This window comes from Peribacillus muralis (assembly GCF_001439925.1).
Taxonomy (GTDB): Bacteria; Bacillota; Bacilli; order Bacillales; family DSM-1321; genus Peribacillus; species Peribacillus muralis.
In genome coordinates this window covers 245,029-265,650 of record NZ_LMBV01000001.1, presented here as the reverse complement: position 1 = coordinate 265,650, position 20,622 = coordinate 245,029, and the positions used below count along the sequence as shown (strand labels likewise).

At 34.6% G+C, this 20,622-nt stretch carries 19 protein-coding genes; 3 read left to right on the top strand and 16 right to left on the bottom strand.

Translation table 11 applies throughout. The features are described 5' to 3' along the window. The first annotated feature begins 189 nt into the window (after positions 1-189). Positions 190-1,302, top strand: coding sequence for a glycosyl hydrolase family 28-related protein (locus ASU00_RS01255; protein WP_057911628.1), 1,113 nt, complete (start codon positions 190-192; stop codon positions 1,300-1,302). 551 nt (positions 1,303-1,853) lie between these two features. Here the strand turns inward: ASU00_RS01255 and rfbB are convergent. From rfbB to ASU00_RS01185, 14 genes are all read right to left on the bottom strand, one after another. Continuing rightward, positions 1,854-2,867, bottom strand: coding sequence for a dTDP-glucose 4,6-dehydratase (rfbB, locus tag ASU00_RS01250; protein ID WP_057911627.1), 1,014 nt, complete (start codon positions 2,865-2,867; stop codon positions 1,854-1,856). Position 2,868: 1 nt separating this feature from the next. Then, entirely contained in the window at positions 2,869-3,723 is an 855-nt protein-coding gene (rfbD, locus tag ASU00_RS01245; RefSeq protein WP_057911626.1) for a dTDP-4-dehydrorhamnose reductase, read from the bottom strand. A 3-nt stretch (positions 3,724-3,726) separates the two neighbouring features. Next, on the bottom strand, positions 3,727-4,287 hold the full coding sequence (gene rfbC / locus ASU00_RS01240; RefSeq protein WP_057911625.1) for a dTDP-4-dehydrorhamnose 3,5-epimerase: 561 nt from the start codon (positions 4,285-4,287) through the stop codon (positions 3,727-3,729). Next, positions 4,284-5,186, bottom strand: coding sequence for a glucose-1-phosphate thymidylyltransferase RfbA (rfbA, locus tag ASU00_RS01235; protein ID WP_057911624.1), 903 nt, complete (start codon positions 5,184-5,186; stop codon positions 4,284-4,286). The genes rfbC and rfbA overlap by 4 nt, the downstream gene beginning before the upstream one ends. 108 nt (positions 5,187-5,294) lie before the next feature. Next, entirely contained in the window at positions 5,295-6,449 is a 1,155-nt protein-coding gene (gene cps2T / locus ASU00_RS01230; protein WP_057911623.1) for a beta 1-4 rhamnosyltransferase Cps2T, read from the bottom strand. Between the two features lie 15 nt (positions 6,450-6,464). Next, entirely contained in the window at positions 6,465-7,919 is a 1,455-nt protein-coding gene (locus ASU00_RS01225) for a lipid II flippase MurJ (RefSeq protein ID WP_057911622.1), read from the bottom strand. Positions 7,920-7,928: 9 nt separating this feature from the next. Then, positions 7,929-9,053 carry a polysaccharide pyruvyl transferase CsaB gene (gene csaB / locus ASU00_RS01220; RefSeq protein ID WP_057911621.1) on the bottom strand — a complete coding sequence of 375 codons (1,125 nt, stop codon included), beginning with the start codon at positions 9,051-9,053 and terminating at the stop codon, positions 7,929-7,931. A 3-nt stretch (positions 9,054-9,056) separates the two neighbouring features. Beyond that, complete coding sequence (locus ASU00_RS01215) at positions 9,057-10,160, bottom strand: glycosyltransferase (RefSeq protein ID WP_057911620.1); 1,104 nt, start codon at positions 10,158-10,160, stop codon at positions 9,057-9,059. Continuing rightward, positions 10,138-11,412, bottom strand: a complete 1,275-nt coding sequence (locus ASU00_RS01210) for an O-antigen ligase family protein (protein ID WP_161809676.1) — start codon at positions 11,410-11,412, stop codon at positions 10,138-10,140. The genes ASU00_RS01215 and ASU00_RS01210 overlap by 23 nt, the downstream gene beginning before the upstream one ends. A gap of 199 nt (positions 11,413-11,611) precedes the next feature. Then, a complete protein-coding gene (locus ASU00_RS01205) occupies positions 11,612-12,265 on the bottom strand; it encodes a sugar transferase (RefSeq protein WP_269085302.1) in 654 nt (217 codons plus the stop codon). A gap of 48 nt (positions 12,266-12,313) precedes the next feature. Beyond that, a complete protein-coding gene (gene galU, locus ASU00_RS01200) occupies positions 12,314-13,195 on the bottom strand; it encodes a UTP--glucose-1-phosphate uridylyltransferase GalU (RefSeq protein ID WP_057911617.1) in 882 nt (293 codons plus the stop codon). 277 nt (positions 13,196-13,472) lie between these two features. Beyond that, positions 13,473-14,240 (bottom strand): tyrosine-protein phosphatase, encoded by a 768-nt coding sequence (locus ASU00_RS01195; RefSeq protein ID WP_057911616.1) that lies wholly within the window; start codon positions 14,238-14,240, stop codon positions 13,473-13,475. 93 nt (positions 14,241-14,333) lie between these two features. Further along, on the bottom strand, positions 14,334-15,029 hold the full coding sequence (locus ASU00_RS01190; RefSeq protein ID WP_057911615.1) for a CpsD/CapB family tyrosine-protein kinase: 696 nt from the start codon (positions 15,027-15,029) through the stop codon (positions 14,334-14,336). Then, positions 15,022-15,762: a YveK family protein gene (locus ASU00_RS01185; protein WP_057911614.1), complete on the bottom strand. Its 741-nt coding sequence runs from the start codon at positions 15,760-15,762 to the stop codon at positions 15,022-15,024. The genes ASU00_RS01190 and ASU00_RS01185 overlap by 8 nt, the downstream gene beginning before the upstream one ends. Before the next feature lie 202 nt (positions 15,763-15,964). Between ASU00_RS01185 and ASU00_RS01180 the strand changes: the two genes are divergently transcribed. Continuing rightward, entirely contained in the window at positions 15,965-16,747 is a 783-nt protein-coding gene (locus ASU00_RS01180; RefSeq protein ID WP_057911613.1) for an SGNH/GDSL hydrolase family protein, read from the top strand. A 44-nt stretch (positions 16,748-16,791) separates the two neighbouring features. Here ASU00_RS01180 and ASU00_RS01175 read toward each other — a convergent pair whose 3' ends face one another. Continuing rightward, positions 16,792-17,559, bottom strand: a complete 768-nt coding sequence (locus ASU00_RS01175) for a tyrosine-protein phosphatase (protein ID WP_057911612.1) — start codon at positions 17,557-17,559, stop codon at positions 16,792-16,794. 378 nt (positions 17,560-17,937) lie between these two features. On the opposite strand from ASU00_RS01175, the gene ASU00_RS01170 reads away from it, so the two are divergent. Next, a complete protein-coding gene (locus tag ASU00_RS01170) occupies positions 17,938-18,129 on the top strand; it encodes a hypothetical protein (protein ID WP_057911611.1) in 192 nt (63 codons plus the stop codon). Between the two features lie 200 nt (positions 18,130-18,329). Here ASU00_RS01170 and ASU00_RS01165 read toward each other — a convergent pair whose 3' ends face one another. Next, positions 18,330-20,219 (bottom strand): S8 family serine peptidase, encoded by a 1,890-nt coding sequence (locus ASU00_RS01165; protein WP_057911610.1) that lies wholly within the window; start codon positions 20,217-20,219, stop codon positions 18,330-18,332. Positions 20,220-20,622: the final 403 nt, after the last annotated feature.

Here is a 20,622-nt window from a genome sequence, read left to right as displayed (position 1 = left end):
AAGAGCTTTCAGTTCTCTACATTTCGCGCTGCAATTTTCTATATTTTCTGCTTGCAAAAAAACCTATATTCTAAAATGATTACCAATACTAGTATTTTACAATGTAAAAAACTTGTATTGGGTATTATCCCCATGATAAAATATAAAGTCTGTAAGTATAAAAATTTGTTAAATTTATAATAAAAAAGGATGAAGGAAAGGAAGATATCAATAAAAAAAATACTTTTATTGTTTAACATATTACTTTTGATTATATTTATAATTTTAGTTTACCTTTTTTTTAGTGGAAATATTAAATTTTCCGATAATTCAATCCGTTCTGGAATTATTAATGTTAAGTCACCTCCTTACAATGCAAAAGGCGATGGTAAACACGATGATACAAAAGCAATCCAAAAAGCTATTAATGATTTAGTAGACGGCGGAGGAATTATATACTTACCTAAAGGTTCTTATAATATATCGTCTTCATTAAAAATTAAAGATGGAATAACATTACGCGGTATTGGATCATTAGGTACTATAATCAGAAATACTGGTACAGGATATGCAATAGAATCTATTGAAAAAAAGAGATCAAAAACAAGCACTATGGTCGAAGATAAAGTACGTAGGTACCAAACAATAGAAAATATAACTGTTCAAGGTACTGATAATGCCGAGGGTGGAATTAAGCTCTCTTTTAGTGGTGAGTATTTTGAAATTAATAAAGTAAGAATCCTTGGAAATATTAACGGGGTAGGACTTAATCTTCAAGATAGTTATAGTGGTATTATTCAAAATGTTCATGTTTCGCAAAGTACAAATAACACAGGAATTAAATTACAAGCAAGACAAGTAAGTAGTGGGCAAATTTCTTTTATTAATGTTGTAGTAGCTCATAGTAAATACGGTGTTGAAATTGGTGAAAGCTATAATACAAGTTCTGCTCAAATAATCGATAGTGTTTCTTTTACTGGTTGTATTTTTCAACATAATGAAAAAGCAGGACTAAGAATAGGTTCAAATGTAAGGCATATAGATGTGAGGAGCTCACATTTCGAGTGGCAAGATGAACCTTCAGCTGTAGGTTTGCAAATAAACGGGCAAAGCGCTTTTGGAGGGAGTATTGTTTCAAGTTGGTTCTATAAAAATGAAACGGCAATTCAGATTGACAATGCAGAAGGATATATTTTTGAAAGTCTCAATATTCAAAATGGAACTAACGGTGTGGTCACAACTGCAAATGCTTCACAAATTCACCTTGGGAAATACATTCGTTATACAAACATCAAAAATAATATAGTAAATTCAGCTCATTGAAATTTTGTCTTTTTAAAAATCTCTAAATAACCACCTTGAGAATAAGAACAAAGAAATTATAAACAACAGCTGTTCACTTTAATATGGTTAGTCTTGTCCTTCTATTTAACCAAAAATTATAAAACACTTAAAATTTCTGTCAAGTAGAGAATCATAAAAGACTATGCAGCCATCGCTTTTCGATTGGAACTTGGTGGCTGAATCATTTTTTTGGAATTGTTTATTGTTGTAATAATTATTCTTTTTCTAGTTATTTAATGTAACATCTTCGATTCAAAATAAATTAAAGTAAACCGTGGTTGACAATAAAACTTCTTTACCTATGCTTCCATTGAGTACTAATATGAAGACATTCGTTATTTGCAATCGCTTGAAAAATGCTACCTTATTTCTTTCCTTTGAAAATTCCTTAAATTCCGCCTTTTTCCGCATAATATTTTCCTCTTCAGGTAGTAGTGTAACATTCAGACATCCACGGTTCTTCATGTACTTTTTACACTGTCTACCTAAAAGAGTAATTTCAATTTTTATGTGCCTTTTTAATTATTAAGTCAATATTTTTTATCAAAGTAAGTCTGATAACTCCCTGTAATGATTTGTTCCCACCATTCTTTATTATTTAGATACCATTGAATCGTTTGGGCAATACCAGTTTCAAAATTGTAGGTTGGTTTCCAACCCAATTTCATTAGTTTTGTAGGATCAATTGCATATCGCTTATCATGACCAAGACGATCATCTACAAAATCAATTAAGTTTTCTGATTTACCGAGTGTACCAATTATCGTTTTGACCACTTCTAAATTCGTTTTCTCGTTATGACCACCAACATTATATACTTCGCCGTTGTCACCCTTATGTAGAACTAAATCTATTGCTGAACAATGATCAATAACATGTAACCAGTCACGGATGTTTTTTCCATCACCGTAAACAGGCACCTTTTGGTCATTGACTACTCTGGAGATGGTCAACGGTATTAATTTTTCTGGAAAATGATATGGACCGTAGTTATTCGAGCAGCGCGTAATATTAACCGGCAATTGGAACGTTTCGTAATAAGCCCGTACTAACAAATCAGAAGATGCCTTACTAGCACTATATGGGCTATTCGGTTGCAGTGGAGTTTCCTCTGTAAAAAAAGTTGTAGGATCAAAATCTAATTCTCCGTATACTTCATCCGTCGATACATGAACAAATTTAGTAATCTTATTTTCCTTTGCTGCATCTAATAATACTTGTGTGCCCAGTACATTCGTCAAAACAAAAACCTCGGGATTCGTTATTGATCGATCCACATGGCTTTCAGCTGCAAAATGAACTACATAATCAAACTTCTCTCGTTCGAACAAAGACATGATTGACTTTCGATCCGTAATGTCTGCTTTAACAAAATGATAGTTTAGTTTATTTTCTATCTCCCGGTGCTTCATTAAATCTCCTGCATAAGTCAATGAATCTAAGTTATAAATATCATAATCCGGATATTTATTCACCATAAATTGAACAAAATTTCCACCAATGAATCCTGCTCCGCCTGTCACTAGCATCTTTTGTTTCTTCATTTCAGTTCACCTCTTGATTTAACTTTTCTATATACCGGGTTAACGCATCTTTCCAATTAGGTAAAGCAACAAATCCATTTTCTGTCAACTTTTGCTTAGATAGTCTTGAATTTTTTGGTCGCACTGCCCTTGTTGGATATTCCTCAGTATTTATTGAGTTTACCTTTACATTTTTATTAGTAATTTTAAAAATTACTTGAGCAAATTCTGCCCAACTACAAAAACCTTCATTAGATGCATGGTAGATTCCATAACGATCTGTTTGAATCATATCCAATAATAAACGAGACAAATCATAAGTATACGTAGGAGAACCGAATTGATCGCCTACTACATTTAATACATCTCGAGACTCAGATAATTTAAGCATAGTTTTAATGAAATTATTTCCATTAGTACCAAAAACCCAAGAAATCCGCACAATAAAATAATTCTCTAAGAGAGATTGTATGATTTTCTCCCCTTCAAATTTGGTGAAACCATAATAACCAATAGGATTAGGGGAATCAGTTTCTTTAAATGGCTTATCTCCCTGCCCATCCAATACATAATCCGTGCTAATATAAACAAATTTAGCCCCTATCTCCTTTGCTGCTTCAGCCAAATACCTAGTGCCATTGACATTAACATCATAACATTTCTCTTTATCATCTTCCGCTTTATCAACAGCTGTGTAAGCAGCACAGTGAATAATTACTGCAGGATTTAATTCTGTAACATATTTAGATACGCAATCTTTATCAGTGATATCTATATCACGAGAGCCGGTACCATACATCTGCAGCCCTCTATAATTACCTTCCTTGACCACATCAAAGCCAAGTTGACCACTATAACCAGTTACTAAAACTTTCATGGCCTATTCTCCACTCACAAAATTATTTTCAGCATCCTTTAGTAACGGAGCATTTTCATCTTTAGCAGATAAGACAGGTTCAATATCCATTGGCCATTGAATCCCTATTTCTGGGTCATTCCAAATAATTCCTCTATCATTTTCTGGAGAATACAACTCATCCACTTTATACTGAACCTCAACATCATCTGTTAGCGTCATAAAACCATGAGCAAATCCTTTTGGAACCAATAATTGCTTTTTATTTTCTTCACTAAGCTCTACTCCAAACCATTCACCATAGGTAGGACTTTCTTTTTGAATATCAATTGCTACATCAAAGATTGAGCCTTTTGTACAACGAACAAGCTTTGTTTGTGCTTTTGGATCCTTTTGATAATGTAGTCCTCGTAGCGTTCCTTTTATGGCAGAAAATGAATGATTATCTTGTATAAAAACTATGTCTATACCAGCTTTTTTAAAGTTCTCTTCATTATAAGTTTCAGTAAACCACCCACGGTGATCACCAAAGATTATTGGTTCAATCACCATTACACCATTTAATTTTGTTTTTGTAATATTCATGATTTTGCACCCACTAAATTTTTATCAATTAATACTTGCTCAGCTAAGCGCATCATATATTTTCCATATTCATTTTTCTTTAAGGGTTCAGCCAACTTTATGAGTTGATCTCTTGAAATATATCCTTTTCGATAAGCAATCTCTTCTAAACAAGCAACCTTTAAACTTTGCCGTTTTTCTATCGTTTCTATAAAAGTAGAAGCTTCTAATAAAGATTCATGAGTCCCTGTGTCTAACCATGCAAAACCACGCCCCATTAACTCTACTTGGAGCTTCCCTCTCCGTAAATATTCCTCATTAACTGATGTAATTTCCAATTCGCCCCGTTCAGAAGGGTTAATAGATTTCGCTATTTCAACAACATCGTTATCATAAAAATATAGTCCTGTAACTGCATAGGTTGATTTTGGAGTTTGCGGTTTTTCTTCAATGGAAACCGCCTTCCCACTTTCATCAAATTCAACAACTCCAAAGCGCTCTGGATCTTTTACATTGTAGCCAAATATAGTCGCTCCTTTTTTTTGACTGGCAACTCGTTCCAAAACTTTCGTAAAACCGTGCCCATAGAAAATATTATCACCTAGAACTAGAGCAACCGATTCATCACCAATGAAATCTTCTCCAATGATAAATGCCTGTGCTAAACCATCAGGTGAAGACTGGATAGCATAACTCAACTCGATTCCCAATTCTTTTCCATCACCCAGAAGTTGCTCAAATCTATGCGTATCTTCTGGTGTTGAAATAATTAATATATCCCGAATACCTGCAAGCATTAATACAGATAACGGATAATAAATCATTGGTTTATCGTAAACCGGAATTAATTGTTTTGATATCGACTTAGTTATTGGATAAAGACGTGTACCACTTCCGCCTGCTAATATGATTCCTTTCATTTGCCACCTCATTATTAGTTTTCTTACTTGTCTAGTACAATGATGTTGTTACTGCATAGTTAAAATTAAAAAATTTTTTAAGAAAATTGCGTTTCTTTTATTAGTACTTTAATTACTTGAAAATAATGTTTCATATTCATTTACAATTTTATCCCATGAATATTCTGTCCTAATTCTTTCTTTAGCTGCTTTACCTAGTATCTCTATTTGACCTGTAGAGAATTTCTCTACTTCATTAATTAAATTAGTGAGTGAACTAGTTTCTTTCGAGAAATAAACAGCACATTCTTTTCCAACTTCCTTATTAAAGACAACGTCCAAAAGTAAATTTATACTTGTAGAAGCTAAAGCTTCTAAGAGAGAAGGATTTGTTCCCCCAACTTCATGTCCATGAAAATACCCATAAGCATTTTCCCTTATTTTTTTAAGTAATTCTTGATCATAAACGGTTCCTACAAACTTAATTCGATGGTCCTTTTCAAAATTAGTTGTGCGTTTCAATCGCTCATAAAAAGCATTTTCTTCAACATTTGCAATAAGAATAAAATCTTTTGTTGTAGAGGAATTCATAAATTCTGTAATCATTAATTCATAATTATTCTCAGGAACAAATCTTCCAACAACTAAATAATATTCTTTGGGTTGAATCTGATACTTTTTATACCACTCGATCAGTACTTCGTCCTTAGCACTCAATTGAGAAGGAGTAATATCAGCCCCATATGCAATAAATCTGGTTTTAGGGTTATAAGAATTATACTCAGCACGTATGTAACTCTCTATTCCTATTGAATCACAGACTAATAAATCTGCATTCTTAACCATCAATTTTTCAGATAACTTCCAATAGCGTTTAATCCAGTAATTCCATTTACTACGTTTCCATTCATGTCCATCTGGATTAACGAATACTTGTACACCCATTTTTTCTAACTGATTTTTATAATACGAAAAGACAGGACCGATTCGACATGCCAGTATATAAATAATGCAATTATCTATTTTCTCCTCTTTAATATAACGAATGCTCTCTTTTAAGCTTAAAATATCATATAAAACAGCACTTGCACTTCCCACATTTGGAACCTTCACATTAAAACATCGAGCATTTTGATAATAGAATTCACTATTTTCTTCACCTAAACATGAAACATGATACAAAATTTGATTGCTTACCTTACGTGATGTTAAATATTCTACAAAGGTTTCAAAACCTCCATATTTAGCCGGAATACCTTTTGAGCCAATAATAAATACGTTCATAAACACACATCCTATTTATTTCATAACTTTTCGAAAAAAATAACCATAAAATAATGTAGCTATTACTATTAAAATTATTACTATAATGAAATTACCAAAACACTTTGTAAATAAATATATTAGAATAAATTCAAAGAGTAAAAAAATGAAACTAAAATACATTCTTTTAGTAAAAGTTATATATTTTTTGAAAATTAAATATGAGTACAATAATAAAAAGTAAATCAAGTTACTCATTAAAAAAGTATTCATGTAATTCATAAGTTCTAGTTCATAAAAAAAATATGAAATAACAAGTGTAATACAGCTAAAAAAAACTATAAATTTATTAAGATTCATCACTATATATACTCTAGTTAGTATAAAAGCAAAAGACATAAAAACAAATAATATTGAAAAAACTTTAAAAGTTTGATCTAAATTTTGTATATTAAAAGAATTATTCAATATGAATTCCATTGTATTTATTAACTGAGGACTACAAAAATATAATAATAAGAAGATAGGTAGTATCCTTGTTTTTACAGATATAATTATATCTTCGAAAAATTTATTGAATTCATTTCCGACCTTAATAAAGCTTTCAACCAGATAAGGTAAAACTGCGGTTATATATGACACAATAAGTACTCCAAAAAATACCTGGATTAATTTATCAGAAAATTTAACACTTGAAACTAGCCCATCGTTCACAAAAGCATACCTTTGAAATAAGATAAGACTAATTTGATAGTACCCTAAGAAAAATGTTAGGGGGATAGATTTGACTAATAAGTTGAATATTTCCTTATTCCATTTGAATGTAGGAATTAATTTCATTCCCCAGATCCGACCTTTTAATATTAAAAAAATAAATTGCGCTAAATTTCCCACTGTTATTCCGAGTGGAAAAGAATATATTCCTATATAATTTTTAAAAAACAAAATACTTATTAACATCAAAATGTTATTTAATATCAGAGAGAGAGAATATTCATAAAATTTCTTATGCGCATTAAATATTGCTAAAAGAAAGCCATTTAAAACTATTAAAAACCATGATGGTATTAAGGCATTTGTTAGATGAATCAACATTTCAGGTACTTCTTCATTTTTTAATATTAAACTAAAAATCATTTCAGGTTTTAAATATACAATTACTGTTAAAGAGCCTAGTAACAATAATAGATAACCGAAGATAATATTTGAATCTCTTTGAGCTTCAACCTTATTTATTACAATTTTTTTAGCATAATATGGAACAAATGTAGCTCCTAATACACCTCCAACTAATAAAAAATATAAAAAATCATTAATTATAAGTGCAATATATAAAGTATCTGATAAGCCCATAAATGATGAGTCCGTAACTAAGAGAAACTCTCGATAAAAAGCAATAAATCTTGTAATTAACATTCCAACTGAGAGTAAAAGAGAGCCAATTAAAATATTATTTGAGAATCTATTTAATAAAACAGTTTTAATATTCATTTTTATACCTTAATCTTTATTAATAAAATTTCTTAATAAAGTTTGCGTAGATAAACTTTTCTTTCTTAATTGCTGAAACTCATTTTTTATTGTTTTTATTTCATTTTGTTTATTCTCTTTCAATAATAAAAACTTTTCCATAAGTTCTTCGTCAGTAACATTATTGATATTTAAGCTATACCTCTCTTGATTAACCAATTTTATAAAACTCTCTACCTTGGGATGATAATTAATGCTCACAAATGGAACATTATTAATTGCAGACATTATCAAAGAATGCAATCTTACACCCACGAAAATTTCGAATTCCCCAAATATATTTAAAGCTTCAGTAGGAGTAAGATCCTCATCTAACAGTAAGATTTTCTCCTTATTTTTTATACCAGCAAGGATTCTTTTTGCAGCTCCTAAATCATGAGTCTCTCCTTCTAAATTATGCAAAGGTATGAGATATACATTATACCCTTGGGTTTCTATCAATTGATTAATGAATTTTATGAAGTTTAGTTCTAACTCACTTTCCATACTATTATTATTTACTATGTTAAAATACGGTAAAAAAGAAATACCAATAGAATTTTCACGAATCGAAATTTTATTTTTTTTAATTTCAGGATTTAAAACAAATGCAGGATCCGCGGTCACAAAAATCTTATCTTTTCTTACACCTATCTCTAATAATAAATCTGCACTACCCTCATCCCGAACTGTAATTAAATCTGCAAATTTCAGAAAAAACCGTGTAACAATTCTTGATTGTTTTGTACCTAATGGCCCAACTCCTATTGAATAGAGCATTGTCTTTTTTCTGAAAATTTTAGCAATTAGAAGGCTCGAAATCCAATAAAAAAGTTGTTTAATTCCTATGAAGTCTTGAATTAGTCCTCCTCCACCTAAAATAAATATATCTGTTTTAGAGATTTCTCTAATAAACTTTAATAGATACTTATTTTTTCTTGGTGCATTGGTTGATTTAATATTAAATCTTTCACTTGTTAGTTTAGGATTTTTTGATAGGATAGTAACATCTAATGATGGATTTTCTAATTTAAAAGAAGTTAAAATTCCTTGTAACAATATTTCATCTCCAAGATTTTTATCTCCATAATACCCAAAAACTAGTACTTTAGTCATTCTTTATTCATCCTTTACCATTTTAATATAAATGCTGTTTATCTCTTTTATACAATTTTCCCAATTAAAAAGATCATTAATAGAATCTTTATTATAATCATTGCCTTCTTCAAGAAGATGTTTTATCTTAGGTACAAAATTAGATTTTTCTTGTAATGCATAAATACGATTTGGCATTAACGTTTGAAATTCTGTCAAAGCCCCGATATTAAAGCACGTAACTTGTTTACCTAATTTAACAGCCTCAATTACCGTCAACCCAAATGTTTCCATCAAAGAAGTTTGAACGTATATATCCATTAGTTCTATATATGGATATGGATTTTCTTTAAAACCTAGGAAAATTATATTATTTTGGATATTTAATTCCTCGGTATATCTTTTTAACTTGTGTTTTTGTTCACCTTCCCCGACAATTAAAACTTTGACATCCTGATTATCCTTTTTAATTTCTTTTGTAATCTCTAATAACAATTGTATATTTTTTACCTTTTCTAATCGTGCAACAGTACCTAATACTTTACTACCATTTAAACCATATTTCCTTCTTAATTTTTCAAGGTATTCTGGATTTGATTTTTTTACAATTACTCCATTGTATATTATTGATAATTTTTCTTTATTATAATGATTTTTCATCAAATCGTTATAAACAAATTTAGATACACATATATATTTATTATTTAGCTTTAGTAGGCTTCTTTCCAGTATCCTATAAATTGTTTTTTTTAATCTATTTGGATAATCATAATTGATAATCCCATGTATAGTAGTTACAACTTTAGCTTTTGTTAGTAGTGATAAAATACATCCGAGTATATTCGAAGCCACAGTATGCGCGTGCATAACTTCAATATTTTGTTTTTTTATATATTTTACAAGCCTAAAAATATCATTGAATTCTATCCCCGTTTCTTTTAGAAGATAAAATTCCACATTACTATTTTGTTTATTATTGAGTAAATCATACAAACGATTACTTTTTCTGACCACAATATGAAAATTTAAAGATGGGAATTTTTTTTCTGCCTCATTTACTAGATCAAAGATATGCTTTTCTGCCCCACCAAAATGGGATCCTATATCAATCATTAATATTTTTGTCATATTTTTTTTCCTTTGTATTCAATTTAATATAAAATAATATACCTATCATTATCCATAAGTAAGCTGAAATTGGTCTATATATTATGTTAAATGAAGAAAAATTCTCAAAAAATATAACGCATAGATTTAAGAATAACCCCATAGCTATAGATTTATATAAACTACTCTCTGTATCCTTAAAAATAGATAGGGACACCTTTAAACTGTATAAAAAAATCAAGCCATAAGCTAAGTATCCAATTAATCCAGTTTGTGCAATTAGAGCAACATGTCCTACATCACTTAAAAAAGGATTATTAATAAAATCCGTAGTATTAAACAATGCTTGACTACCAATTGTACCTCCAGTTACATCAGAACCCACTTCACCAGGTCCAAAACCAAAAAAGGGTTTACTTTGGAGAATGAATGGTAAGATATAAAACAAAACATGTAATCGGTCAGTTTTTAAAGACTGGGAAATATATTCTGAGGTAAAAATAGTTGTAAATCTATTAAAAAATTCAACCTCAAAACTAACTCCTATCATCAAAAAAACTAAAGCTAGTAAGAACAAACCAAATAAAGAGAAAATTATTTTTGGGGTTAATTTCCTATATAATAGAAAAATCACAATTCCCCCAATTAATAAACTAATCAAGCTTGTTCTAGAATTTGTAAATACAATAGCGACTAATGAAATTAATAATAAAGGTAAGATTTTATTATTTACTTTACTATAAAAAACTTTGTATAAATAAAATGGAAGAATAAATAAGAAAATATGTACTAAATAATTTGCATATATATTATACCTACCCAATGAACCAAAAATAAATATGTCACTATAGTTGTTTTCATATGAACCTTTTATTACTTGTTTACCTAATACAACACTTTCTGAGGAAAATAACGATAATAAAACTGGAAAATATACTTGAAGTATTCCTAAACCAACTTCAAATGTAAAAGTTATTGTGATTAAACAAAAAATTCTTTTTATATTTATATTTTTCAAATTTATTATAATTAAATAAAAGAGATAATATCTAATAAAAGGCCTAACCCCTAATATGTAAATAACCATATTATTAGAATTCAACAAATTTGATATTAAACCTATAATTGAAAATAACAATATAAAGAGAGATACCTTCCCGAATTTTAATGGTTCTTTTTGAACAATTTTTTTTATTACTATTTGACAAAATATTAAAAGTAAGAAAGGTTCTAATCCAAACCTAATAACACCAGTTATAGATGTTGGAAACATCTTTAAAACTATCTCTTCTAAAGGAATATAAACAATTAAGGAATAAACCATGAAATTTGGTTTTATCCAAGTAATAATAATAATAATAAGTATAGATAGAAATAAAATCCCAACAACAGGAAAGAAGCCCGTTATTATAAATAGTGCAAATAAAAATAAAATTATTAAAATTTTCCTGCTACCAATTATGTTAAAAATCTTAATACGCTCCTTTTCCTGAAATCAGGACCAGCACTGTTTTCACTAAAATTTTTAAATCAAAAAAGATAGTCGATTTTTTTATATATATCAAATCTAACTCTACCATTTGTGAAAAACTCGTTTCATTTCTCCCACTTACCTGCCATAACCCTGTGCACCCAGGAGTAACTAGTAATCGTTGCTTATCATAAGAGGTATATTCCTCTACCTCGCGTAGCAGCGGCGGCCTGGGCCCAACCAAGCTCATATCACCTTTTAATACGTTCCATAGTTGAGGCAGCTCATCTATACTCGTTTTGCGGATGAACTTACCGATTCTTGTTATCCTCGGGTCATCCTTCATTTTAAACATGGCTCCTGAGACTTCGTTTAGGGCTAGTAAGTCTTTTAATCTTTCTTCGGCGTCGGAGACCATGGATCTGAATTTGTACATATGGAATTCAGTTTCTGCTTTACCTACTCGAACCTGTTTAAAGAAAACAGGTCCTTTTGGGTCTTCGATTTTAATTAGTATAGCTACAAGGATAAAAAGGGGTGATAAAAATATAATTCCTAAGAGTGAACCTATGATGTCTATGATTCTTTTCGTTCTTAAATAGCTTACGTTAGCATTTACTTGGTCAGCCGTTAATATGTGGTCAGATGATGCCACCCTCTGCTCAACTGCTACAGCTTTCAAATTGGATCCTCCCTTACTCGTTTAGTCTTTTATCTTTTGTTTTTCTAGTAAGTCCTCTATAAAGGCTAAAATATCATCTTTAAGATTGTTGTTCTTCAGTGCAAACTCGATTGTTGTCTGGATGAATCCTAATTTCTCGCCGACGTCAAATCGTTTTCCTTCAAAGTCGTAGGCAAAGACTCGTTGTATTTCGTTCAGTTTTTGGATGGCATCGGTAAGTTGAATTTCTCCGCCTGCTCCTAGTTCTTGTTTCTCCAGGAACATGAATATTTCCGGGGTAAAAATGTATCGGCCCATGATTGCCAGGTTGGATGGTGCTGTTCCTTTTGCTGGTTTTTCGACAAAGTTGTTTACTTCATAGCGTCGCCCGTTTTGGCTGCCTGGATCGACAATTCCGTAACGGTGCGTTTCTTCTTGTGGAACGGTTTGGACACCGATGACCGACGAGAGGGTTTTATCGTATTCGTTGATCAATTGTTTTAAACAAGGTGTTTCCGCTTGGACGATATCGTCGCCCAGCAAAACGGCGAATGGCTCATCGCCAATGAATTTCCTTGCACACCAGACTGCGTGGCCTAATCCTTTTGGTTCTTTTTGCCTTATGTAGTGTATGTCCACTTTGGAAGGTGCTTGGACTTTTTCAAGTAATTCGTATTTGTTTTTCTCCATTAAATTGTTTTCGAGTTCGAATGCGTTATCGAAGTGATCCTCAATGGCACGCTTGCCTTTGCCGGTGACGATAATGATATCTTCAATTCCTGACGCGACGGCTTCTTCAATGATATATTGGATGGTCGGCTTATCTACGATAGGCAGCATTTCCTTGGGCATCGCTTTTGTCGCAGGCAGGAACCTTGTTCCTAGCCCCGCCGCTGGAATTATTGCTTTTTTCACCTTTTTCATATTTGTTTCCCCCTCTAGTTATTCGTTTTCCTCATTGTTCCGGTGCAAAATATCTTTCTAATTTTTCAGGAAATGAAAAAATCTGTTAAACTACTGAATTTTTCATCCGATAAAAAATAGGCAGTATTATTCACTTCAGTGAAAATTGGCAAGATTGAAAAAATAAAATGATGCAGCCTGACCTGGGTTCAGCTCATATCCTGCCGCAAGCATTAGTTACTTGTTACTAAACAATGAAGGTGGTCCAAATAACTGAATATTCTCAAAATTACTTAAATCAAAAAACGCCTAAAAACTTTTTCTTTTTAATCTTTTCAGGAACTTCTTTATAAATGGATTTACCTTCGACAAGCAACTCGGCATTATCCAGGAACAGGTTGACATAGTCTACGCTGTATTTCTTTTCAATGGCATCATAAGCTTCGTTCATTTTGAAGCTTCGATTTGTGATATTATGAGCATCTGATGAAACGAAGTGCGTTAAGTTCGCCTCAATTAATTGCATGGAGAATTTTTGTATTGCTTTCCCGAAGGCACCTGAAACGCTAGCGGCGGTCACTTGTGTAAGTGTCCCGTTATTGACAAGCTTATATAAAAGATCGGGATTTTCGATTAATTCTTGGTTTCGTTCCGGGTGGACAATAATCGGAGTTAGACGCTCGAACTGTATATCTGAGAGCAATTGTTCCGTATAGCGCGGGACATGTGCCGATGGTAGTTCAATGAAAAGATACTTACCGCCATCATTCAAGGTGACGATCTCTTCAAGTTTATAATCTTTCAACATATCTCCATATATCCTTGTCTCTTGTCCCGGAAGGATTTCAAGCGGTATCGCTTGCGCTTGCAACACTTCATTAAGGGTTGCCACCCTGGCAATGATGTCTTCTTTACGATTTTCGTATTTGCCATTCATATGATGGGGAGTTGCAATGATCTTATGTATTCCCTCAATTACGGCCATTCTCGCCATTTGCAGACTATCCTCGATCGATTTAGCGCCATCATCAACCCCGGGCAATATGTGGGAATGGATGTCTATCATGCCTTCACCCCTTTATCCTGATTGTTTTACTGTACGAAAATTACGAATATACACTCTAGTAAACTACAGACGAACAGCTAAGCAGTCCTTTTTTCAGTTTCCGTAATAATAGTAGTATTGGCTGTTTTTTTGCATTTTTTTGTTATTTAACACAACACCTAAAAGGTTGCATGAAGCAGCATTCAATAGTTCTTTTGCTTTTATTGCTTGTTCCGTTCCGGTTTTCCCGCTCGAAACGACTAGAATCGTTCCATCACATTTGTTCGATAGAATTTGGGCATCCGTTACCGCTAAAACTGGAGGTGTATCCATGACGATGATGTCAAATTCCTCGTAAAATCGTTCGAATACCTCGGTCATCGATTTTGAGCCTAGTAATTCAGCTGGATTAGGCGGGATTGGGCCGCTGGATAACACAAAAAGGTTTTTTTCATCAGTTTCAACGACAGCTTCCTTTAAATCCATCCGTTTCGTCAATACATTCGTCATTCCGAACGTATTCGGTAAATTGAAGGTGTAATGAACGGTCGGTTTTCTCAAGTCAGCATCGACAAGAAGAACCGTTTTTCCTTGTTGGGCGAATACGATAGCGAGATTGGCCGCTGTTGTGGATTTTCCTTCGCCCGGACCTGAAGATGTGACCATGATTGAACGTACCTCTTCATCAACAGCCGAGAATTGAATGTTTGTCCGGATGGTGCGGAATTGTTCCGATATCGGGGATTTAGGATTGAATTTCGCAATTAACTTTCTTTTAGAATCAAGCTTTATCTTTTTATCTTTAGCCAACTTTTTCGCCTCTTCCACGTGTAGTCGTTCTTTCGGAGCGTAAACTATTATCCCCTTGGCCATCAATCGTTCCAATGACACCAAGTATAGGCACCCCTAGTTGTTTCTCGATATCCTGCTCTGTCTTGATCGTGTTATCCAAATATTCCAGCAAGAACGCAAGCCCTACACCCGCCATTAATCCGACAACCAATGCTATCGCAATGTTAAGCAACGGCTGTGGCTTGATTGGAGATGGGTTTTCTTTATTCTCCGCTTTGGCCAATAACGTTACATTATCTACGTTCATGATCTCGACGATTTGTTTTTGAAACACTTCTGCCGTCTTATTGGCAATATCCACTGCCGTTTGTGGATTTTCATCCTCGACAATAATATTGACCACTTGTGAATTTTGTTCACTTGCAACCGTGATCTTTTCATTTAGCTCTGCTGCTGTCATATCAAGATTAAGATCTTCTTTAACTAACTCCAATATTGCCGAACTTTTAATGATGACATTATATGTATTGATTAATTGAAGGTTCGTTTGGACTTCATTGTAGTTATAGAGTGCTTCTTCATTCTTCGATTGATTGACCAGCAGTTGCGTGGATGCCTGATAGATTGGCGTTAATAGAAAATAGCTGACAGCTCCACTTACTAAAACAGCAAGTGCCGTTACGATGATGATTAGGTTTAATCGCTTTCGCAGGGTTAAAAATAGGTCTTTAATACTTATTGTTTCTTCCATGATTCCCTCCAACTTATAAATAACAGCAAACGTATTATAACATAAAAACTTGCCATTCATTGTTTTTTTTGCCATAATTTTAGGTAATTTGATATTTATATTAAACCATACGCCCTAATAAATTGGTATGAATATTTCATTATTGGTACAAATTACAATTATTTTGTGGAAATATGTAACATTATGTCATGGAGGAATCAGTATGAAGGTCTTGTTACCTACTTTTTGTGTAATGCTCGCCATCACATCCATAGTCATGGGTAATATTCATTGGAAAGGTAAAATCTCCGAAGCTAGCATCAGTGAGCCTGCAACAAAAAATCCGCAGGTGGAAACTAGTAAAGCAAGTCCCCACCGTGAAGACTTAATTAAATACATCGGGAATTGGCCGAAGGAAAGCCAAGAGTTATATAAACAAAGATTATCAGAGGGAAAACCGTTCAAGTTATTGTTGGTTGGTTCGAATTCCCTTGGAAATGAGACGTATAACTTACCTGATGATTTAGCTGATCAGCTGGATACTACATACGGAGACACCGTTCAGGTAGATGGTTTAATTTACGATTTGATGAGTTCACAATTCGTGCTCCAAAATAAACAAGAAGATTTAATCGAAGCTAAAGCCGATTTGATTTTATTGGAGCCTTTTACAATTAAGGATAATGGGAATGTCCCCATCGACGAGTCTCTTGCAAATATCACGTCAATCATTAAAGATGTTACATCCGACCGCAAGGAAACACAGTTCATGCTTCAACCGCCTAACCCTTTATACAAGGCTACATATTATCCAAATCAAGTGAAGGAACTGGAAAAATACGCTAAAGTCAACAAAATTCCGTACCTTAACCACTGGAGCAATTGGCCGGATTTGTCATCCGAAAATATGAAGGATGTCTTGAACGAAGACCGTGAGTTACCTAATGAAAATGGGTATAAAATATGGAGCTTGTATTTAGAGGAGTTCTTCGTTAAACAGCCTTAATGTGAAAACGCCACATCCCACTTAAGGTGGTGTGGCGTTTTGTATTAAAATATGCCCAAAAATTTTCTAGTTTCTATTTTTTCCGGCATTTCCTTGTAGGCGAGTTTGCCTTGGACGAGCAGCTCGGCATTTTCCATGAATAAATATTTCATGTCTGCACCATATTTGTTTTCTATTTCATTGAAAGCCGCAAGCATATGGAAGGCACGGTTTTTCGTATTATGTGCATCAGACGCGACATAGTGAGTCAACTTTTTCTCTATTAGCTGCAGGGCGAATTTTTTCGTTTTCTTCCCAAACCCGCCGACAATGCTTTTTGCCGTTATTTGTGTCAAGGCCCCATGCTTAACAAGCTTATAAAGGTGATTGGGGGATTCCAAAAACTCCAGATTCCTCTCTGGATGAACAATGATCGGAACTAGCCCTTTCATTTGAATTTCATATAATAAAGGTTCTGTATAGGCCGGAACATGGTCAGATGGCAATTCGATGAACACATATCTTCCTGCATCGTTAAGTGTTAGAATCCTTGCTTCCTGATGATCCGATAATAAATCTCCATATATTCTTGTTTCCTGACCTGGCAAGACTTCGAGGTCAATCGCCTCCGCTTTCAATACTTCATTTAGTTCTGCGACTTTTTCGATAATATCGTTTTTCTCATTTTCAAAATGACCATTTTTATGATGAGGAGTGGCAATGATGGTCTGAATACCCTCCGATACTGCAAGCTTTGCCATGGCTATGCTCTCTGTAATGTGCTTGGCCCCGTCATCAACACCGGGTAAAATGTGGGAGTGTATATCAATCATCTTTATAACCTCTTTCCGCTCTTTCGGATAAAAACATCTAGCTAACATTTTCATGCACTTAATAAAAATAAATGTAATAGAGCTGTATTTTAATCGTCTTTTATAATTCTACGTATGTTCTTTATAATGAACAATAGGTAGGAAGGTGCGATTGTTGCAGCAAAATTCAACTTAAGAAATTAATTCCATTAGAATTGTCCTATAGCTATTCTGAACAACTGGTGAGATGGAGGTACAAAGGTCAATTACATATCAGGGTCTTTCTTTAATTTCATGTAAACTATGTAATGGCTGTATATGGTTTAAGTAATGTTACTGTATATCATGCTCCCTTCACACTTTTTCGTTGTATGATAGAAAAAAAAAGGAGTTTTGGTAATGATTATTCTGCAGTATATTGAAAAGATTTTTTCATTCATGCATAAGGATATACCGGAAACTCATGTGAAATGCCATGTTTGTGCAGGTACAGGTGCCTACGATATTTATACCGATTGCCTAACTTGTAACGCAAAGGGAATGATCAGTAAAGTGGAGTATAATAGGAGGCTTGAAGAAGGTGAGATTTAAAGAAATTCGTGAAGGTCAATATATCGGAAATCCGGGAGCAGTATGGACTATTGCTTCTTTTTTGTGTCAAAACGGTTGAGGCACAAATTATTGTTAGTACCCTTTCATTTGTTGGCGGATAATCAGATGTGAATTCCCTGATACTGGATTGATTAAAAGCAAACAGCCCCCAATAACCAATTTGGTGGCTGCTCTTACAGTTACTTGGTAACCGTGACTTTTCTTGCTTCACTTACATGTTTCGCTTTGTCTTTAGCTGTAACATAAAGGTTCTTCCCTGCTTTTTGCTTCGGGATCCTAACCGCGAAGGTGCCTTTATTCGTTGCTGTGGCAGAGCCGATCTCTTTCCCTGATACCTTGATGGACATAGTCGAATTGGCTTCAGCTTTGCCTGTTACGATCGTCGTTTTGGTCGTGACTTTGTCGACCGTCGGTTTACTAGGTGCGGTTTTGTCTGCGACGGTCACGGTTTTAAATTGACTAGTATTGCCGGCTTTATCCGTTGCTGTAATCGAGAGGACGATTCCGGCTTTTTGTTTTTTTGATATCGTTATGGTGAAGTTTCCTGCGCCATTGGCATTCGCTTTGCCAAGGACCGTACTGCGATTTTTGACAGTGACGGAAGAGCCCGCCTCCGCTTTGCCGGTCACTTTTACCGTATTGTCACCAACCGTATTGACTGACGGTTTACTAGGCGCGGTTTTATCTTCCACTTTAAATGTAACGGGCACACTTTTATTCCCAGAATTATCAATGATCCTTGTCGAGATCGCCGTGCCGGCTGTTTGTTTGGCAATCGTTGCCGCAAACGTCTTTTGGCCGTTGATCTTCACTGTCGCCAGCTGTTTCTTATCGGTGTAAATCGAGACGGTTCCTGTTTTAAAGTCGGCTGGGATGTTCCCTGTTACCTTGATGTCCTTATCGGAAATCGTTTGAACGACCGGTCGTGCCAGCGTCTTCATTTCGAGAGCCTTTTTGGCATTGACCTTCCCGTTTCCATAGTATATGTCTTTCCCTTTCGTACCCAGATCCTTCGCTGAATCATAGAGACGATATTCAACCTCCGTTTTGTTGAGCTTCGGTTCATTGGACCAAATGAGTGCCGCTACCCCCGCCACCATAGGCGTGGCCATCGATGTTCCGCTCATCCAGCCATATCTACCATGCGGTAAGGTTGAAAGGATCTTATCTCCAGGAGCTGCAATATCCACAGTTGAATCGTAATTGGAATAACTGGTGCGCTTATCACTTTTATCCGTCGACGCAACGGAGATGACGTTACTGTATGCAGCTGGGTATACTCGCTGCACATTTTTCCCCATATCGCCTTCATTACCTGCAGCCGCGACAATCAAGATCCCTTTTTTCGAGGCTTCCTGGACGGCTTTATTAAACGCCTCGGAATACGCGTTAACTCCAAGACTCATATTGATGATGTTCGCTTTATGCTGGATCGCATAATGTATCGCCTCAATGATATTGGCCGTATCGGCATATTTTCCTTCAAAAACGTTGATGGGCATCAGTTTCACATTCGGAGCAACGCCCGCTCCACCAATGCCGTTGTTGGCACTTCCAGCAATGATGCCTGCAATATGCGTCCCATGCTGCCCTTCCGGCAAAATATTCTTCCGTTTGCGGATCGTATCATAGGCGTTGACGATTTTCCCGGTTAAATCCTCATGTTTGCGATCGATCCCGTCGTCGATGATCGCCACGATCATACCATTCGCCCCCATCGACTTTGTCCATGCCGCTTCCGTTCCAAGATTTTCATGATGCCATTGATCTATGTAGGCTGGATCGTTTGGTATTTCCATCTTCTTGAACAAATAGTTCGGCTCTGCATACTCGACATTCTTCCGTTTCTCAAGCTTTTCGATCAGCTTGTCTGTTGTTTGCCCTTTTGGAACCTCAACCTTCTCTATCAACTCGTTGATCGGTTCATCATCCGTCGCCTTATACTTGACGATGACACCATCCGATTGTGGAGCTTCCTCTGCAAAAGCAAAGTCTCTCTGATAAGGCAGCAGCAGCAGCAACATCAACAGCAAAACAACCGGCAGAATCGCCTGAATAGGTTTGTACATGAAATCACTCCAAAAAAATAATTAAGAATAACCACCGATGACATTACCTCATGATCTCACTCTACTATTATCCCTAACTAGATTGTATACCGAGAGAAGTAGTTTTACTAACCTTTTTATCTAGTTTGACGGACATAAGCTAAACGGAGAAACTGAGTCGAACGCAACGGAAGGTGGCGACACTCCTTTGGGAATTGCGCGTCTTCGTGAGACGANCAGGCTAAAAGCCGAGGACGCTCCCGGACCGCCCTCTGTAAAAGCGAGCGCCTGCAGTGAAATCAAACGGTTATAGTATAAATCCTTAAACCCATAGGCAATGGAAATTCTATCTTTGTTCTCACGCACAGTGGAATGGAACGGAAGGTGCGACACTCCTGCGGGAAATGTGCGTCTCGTGAGGCAC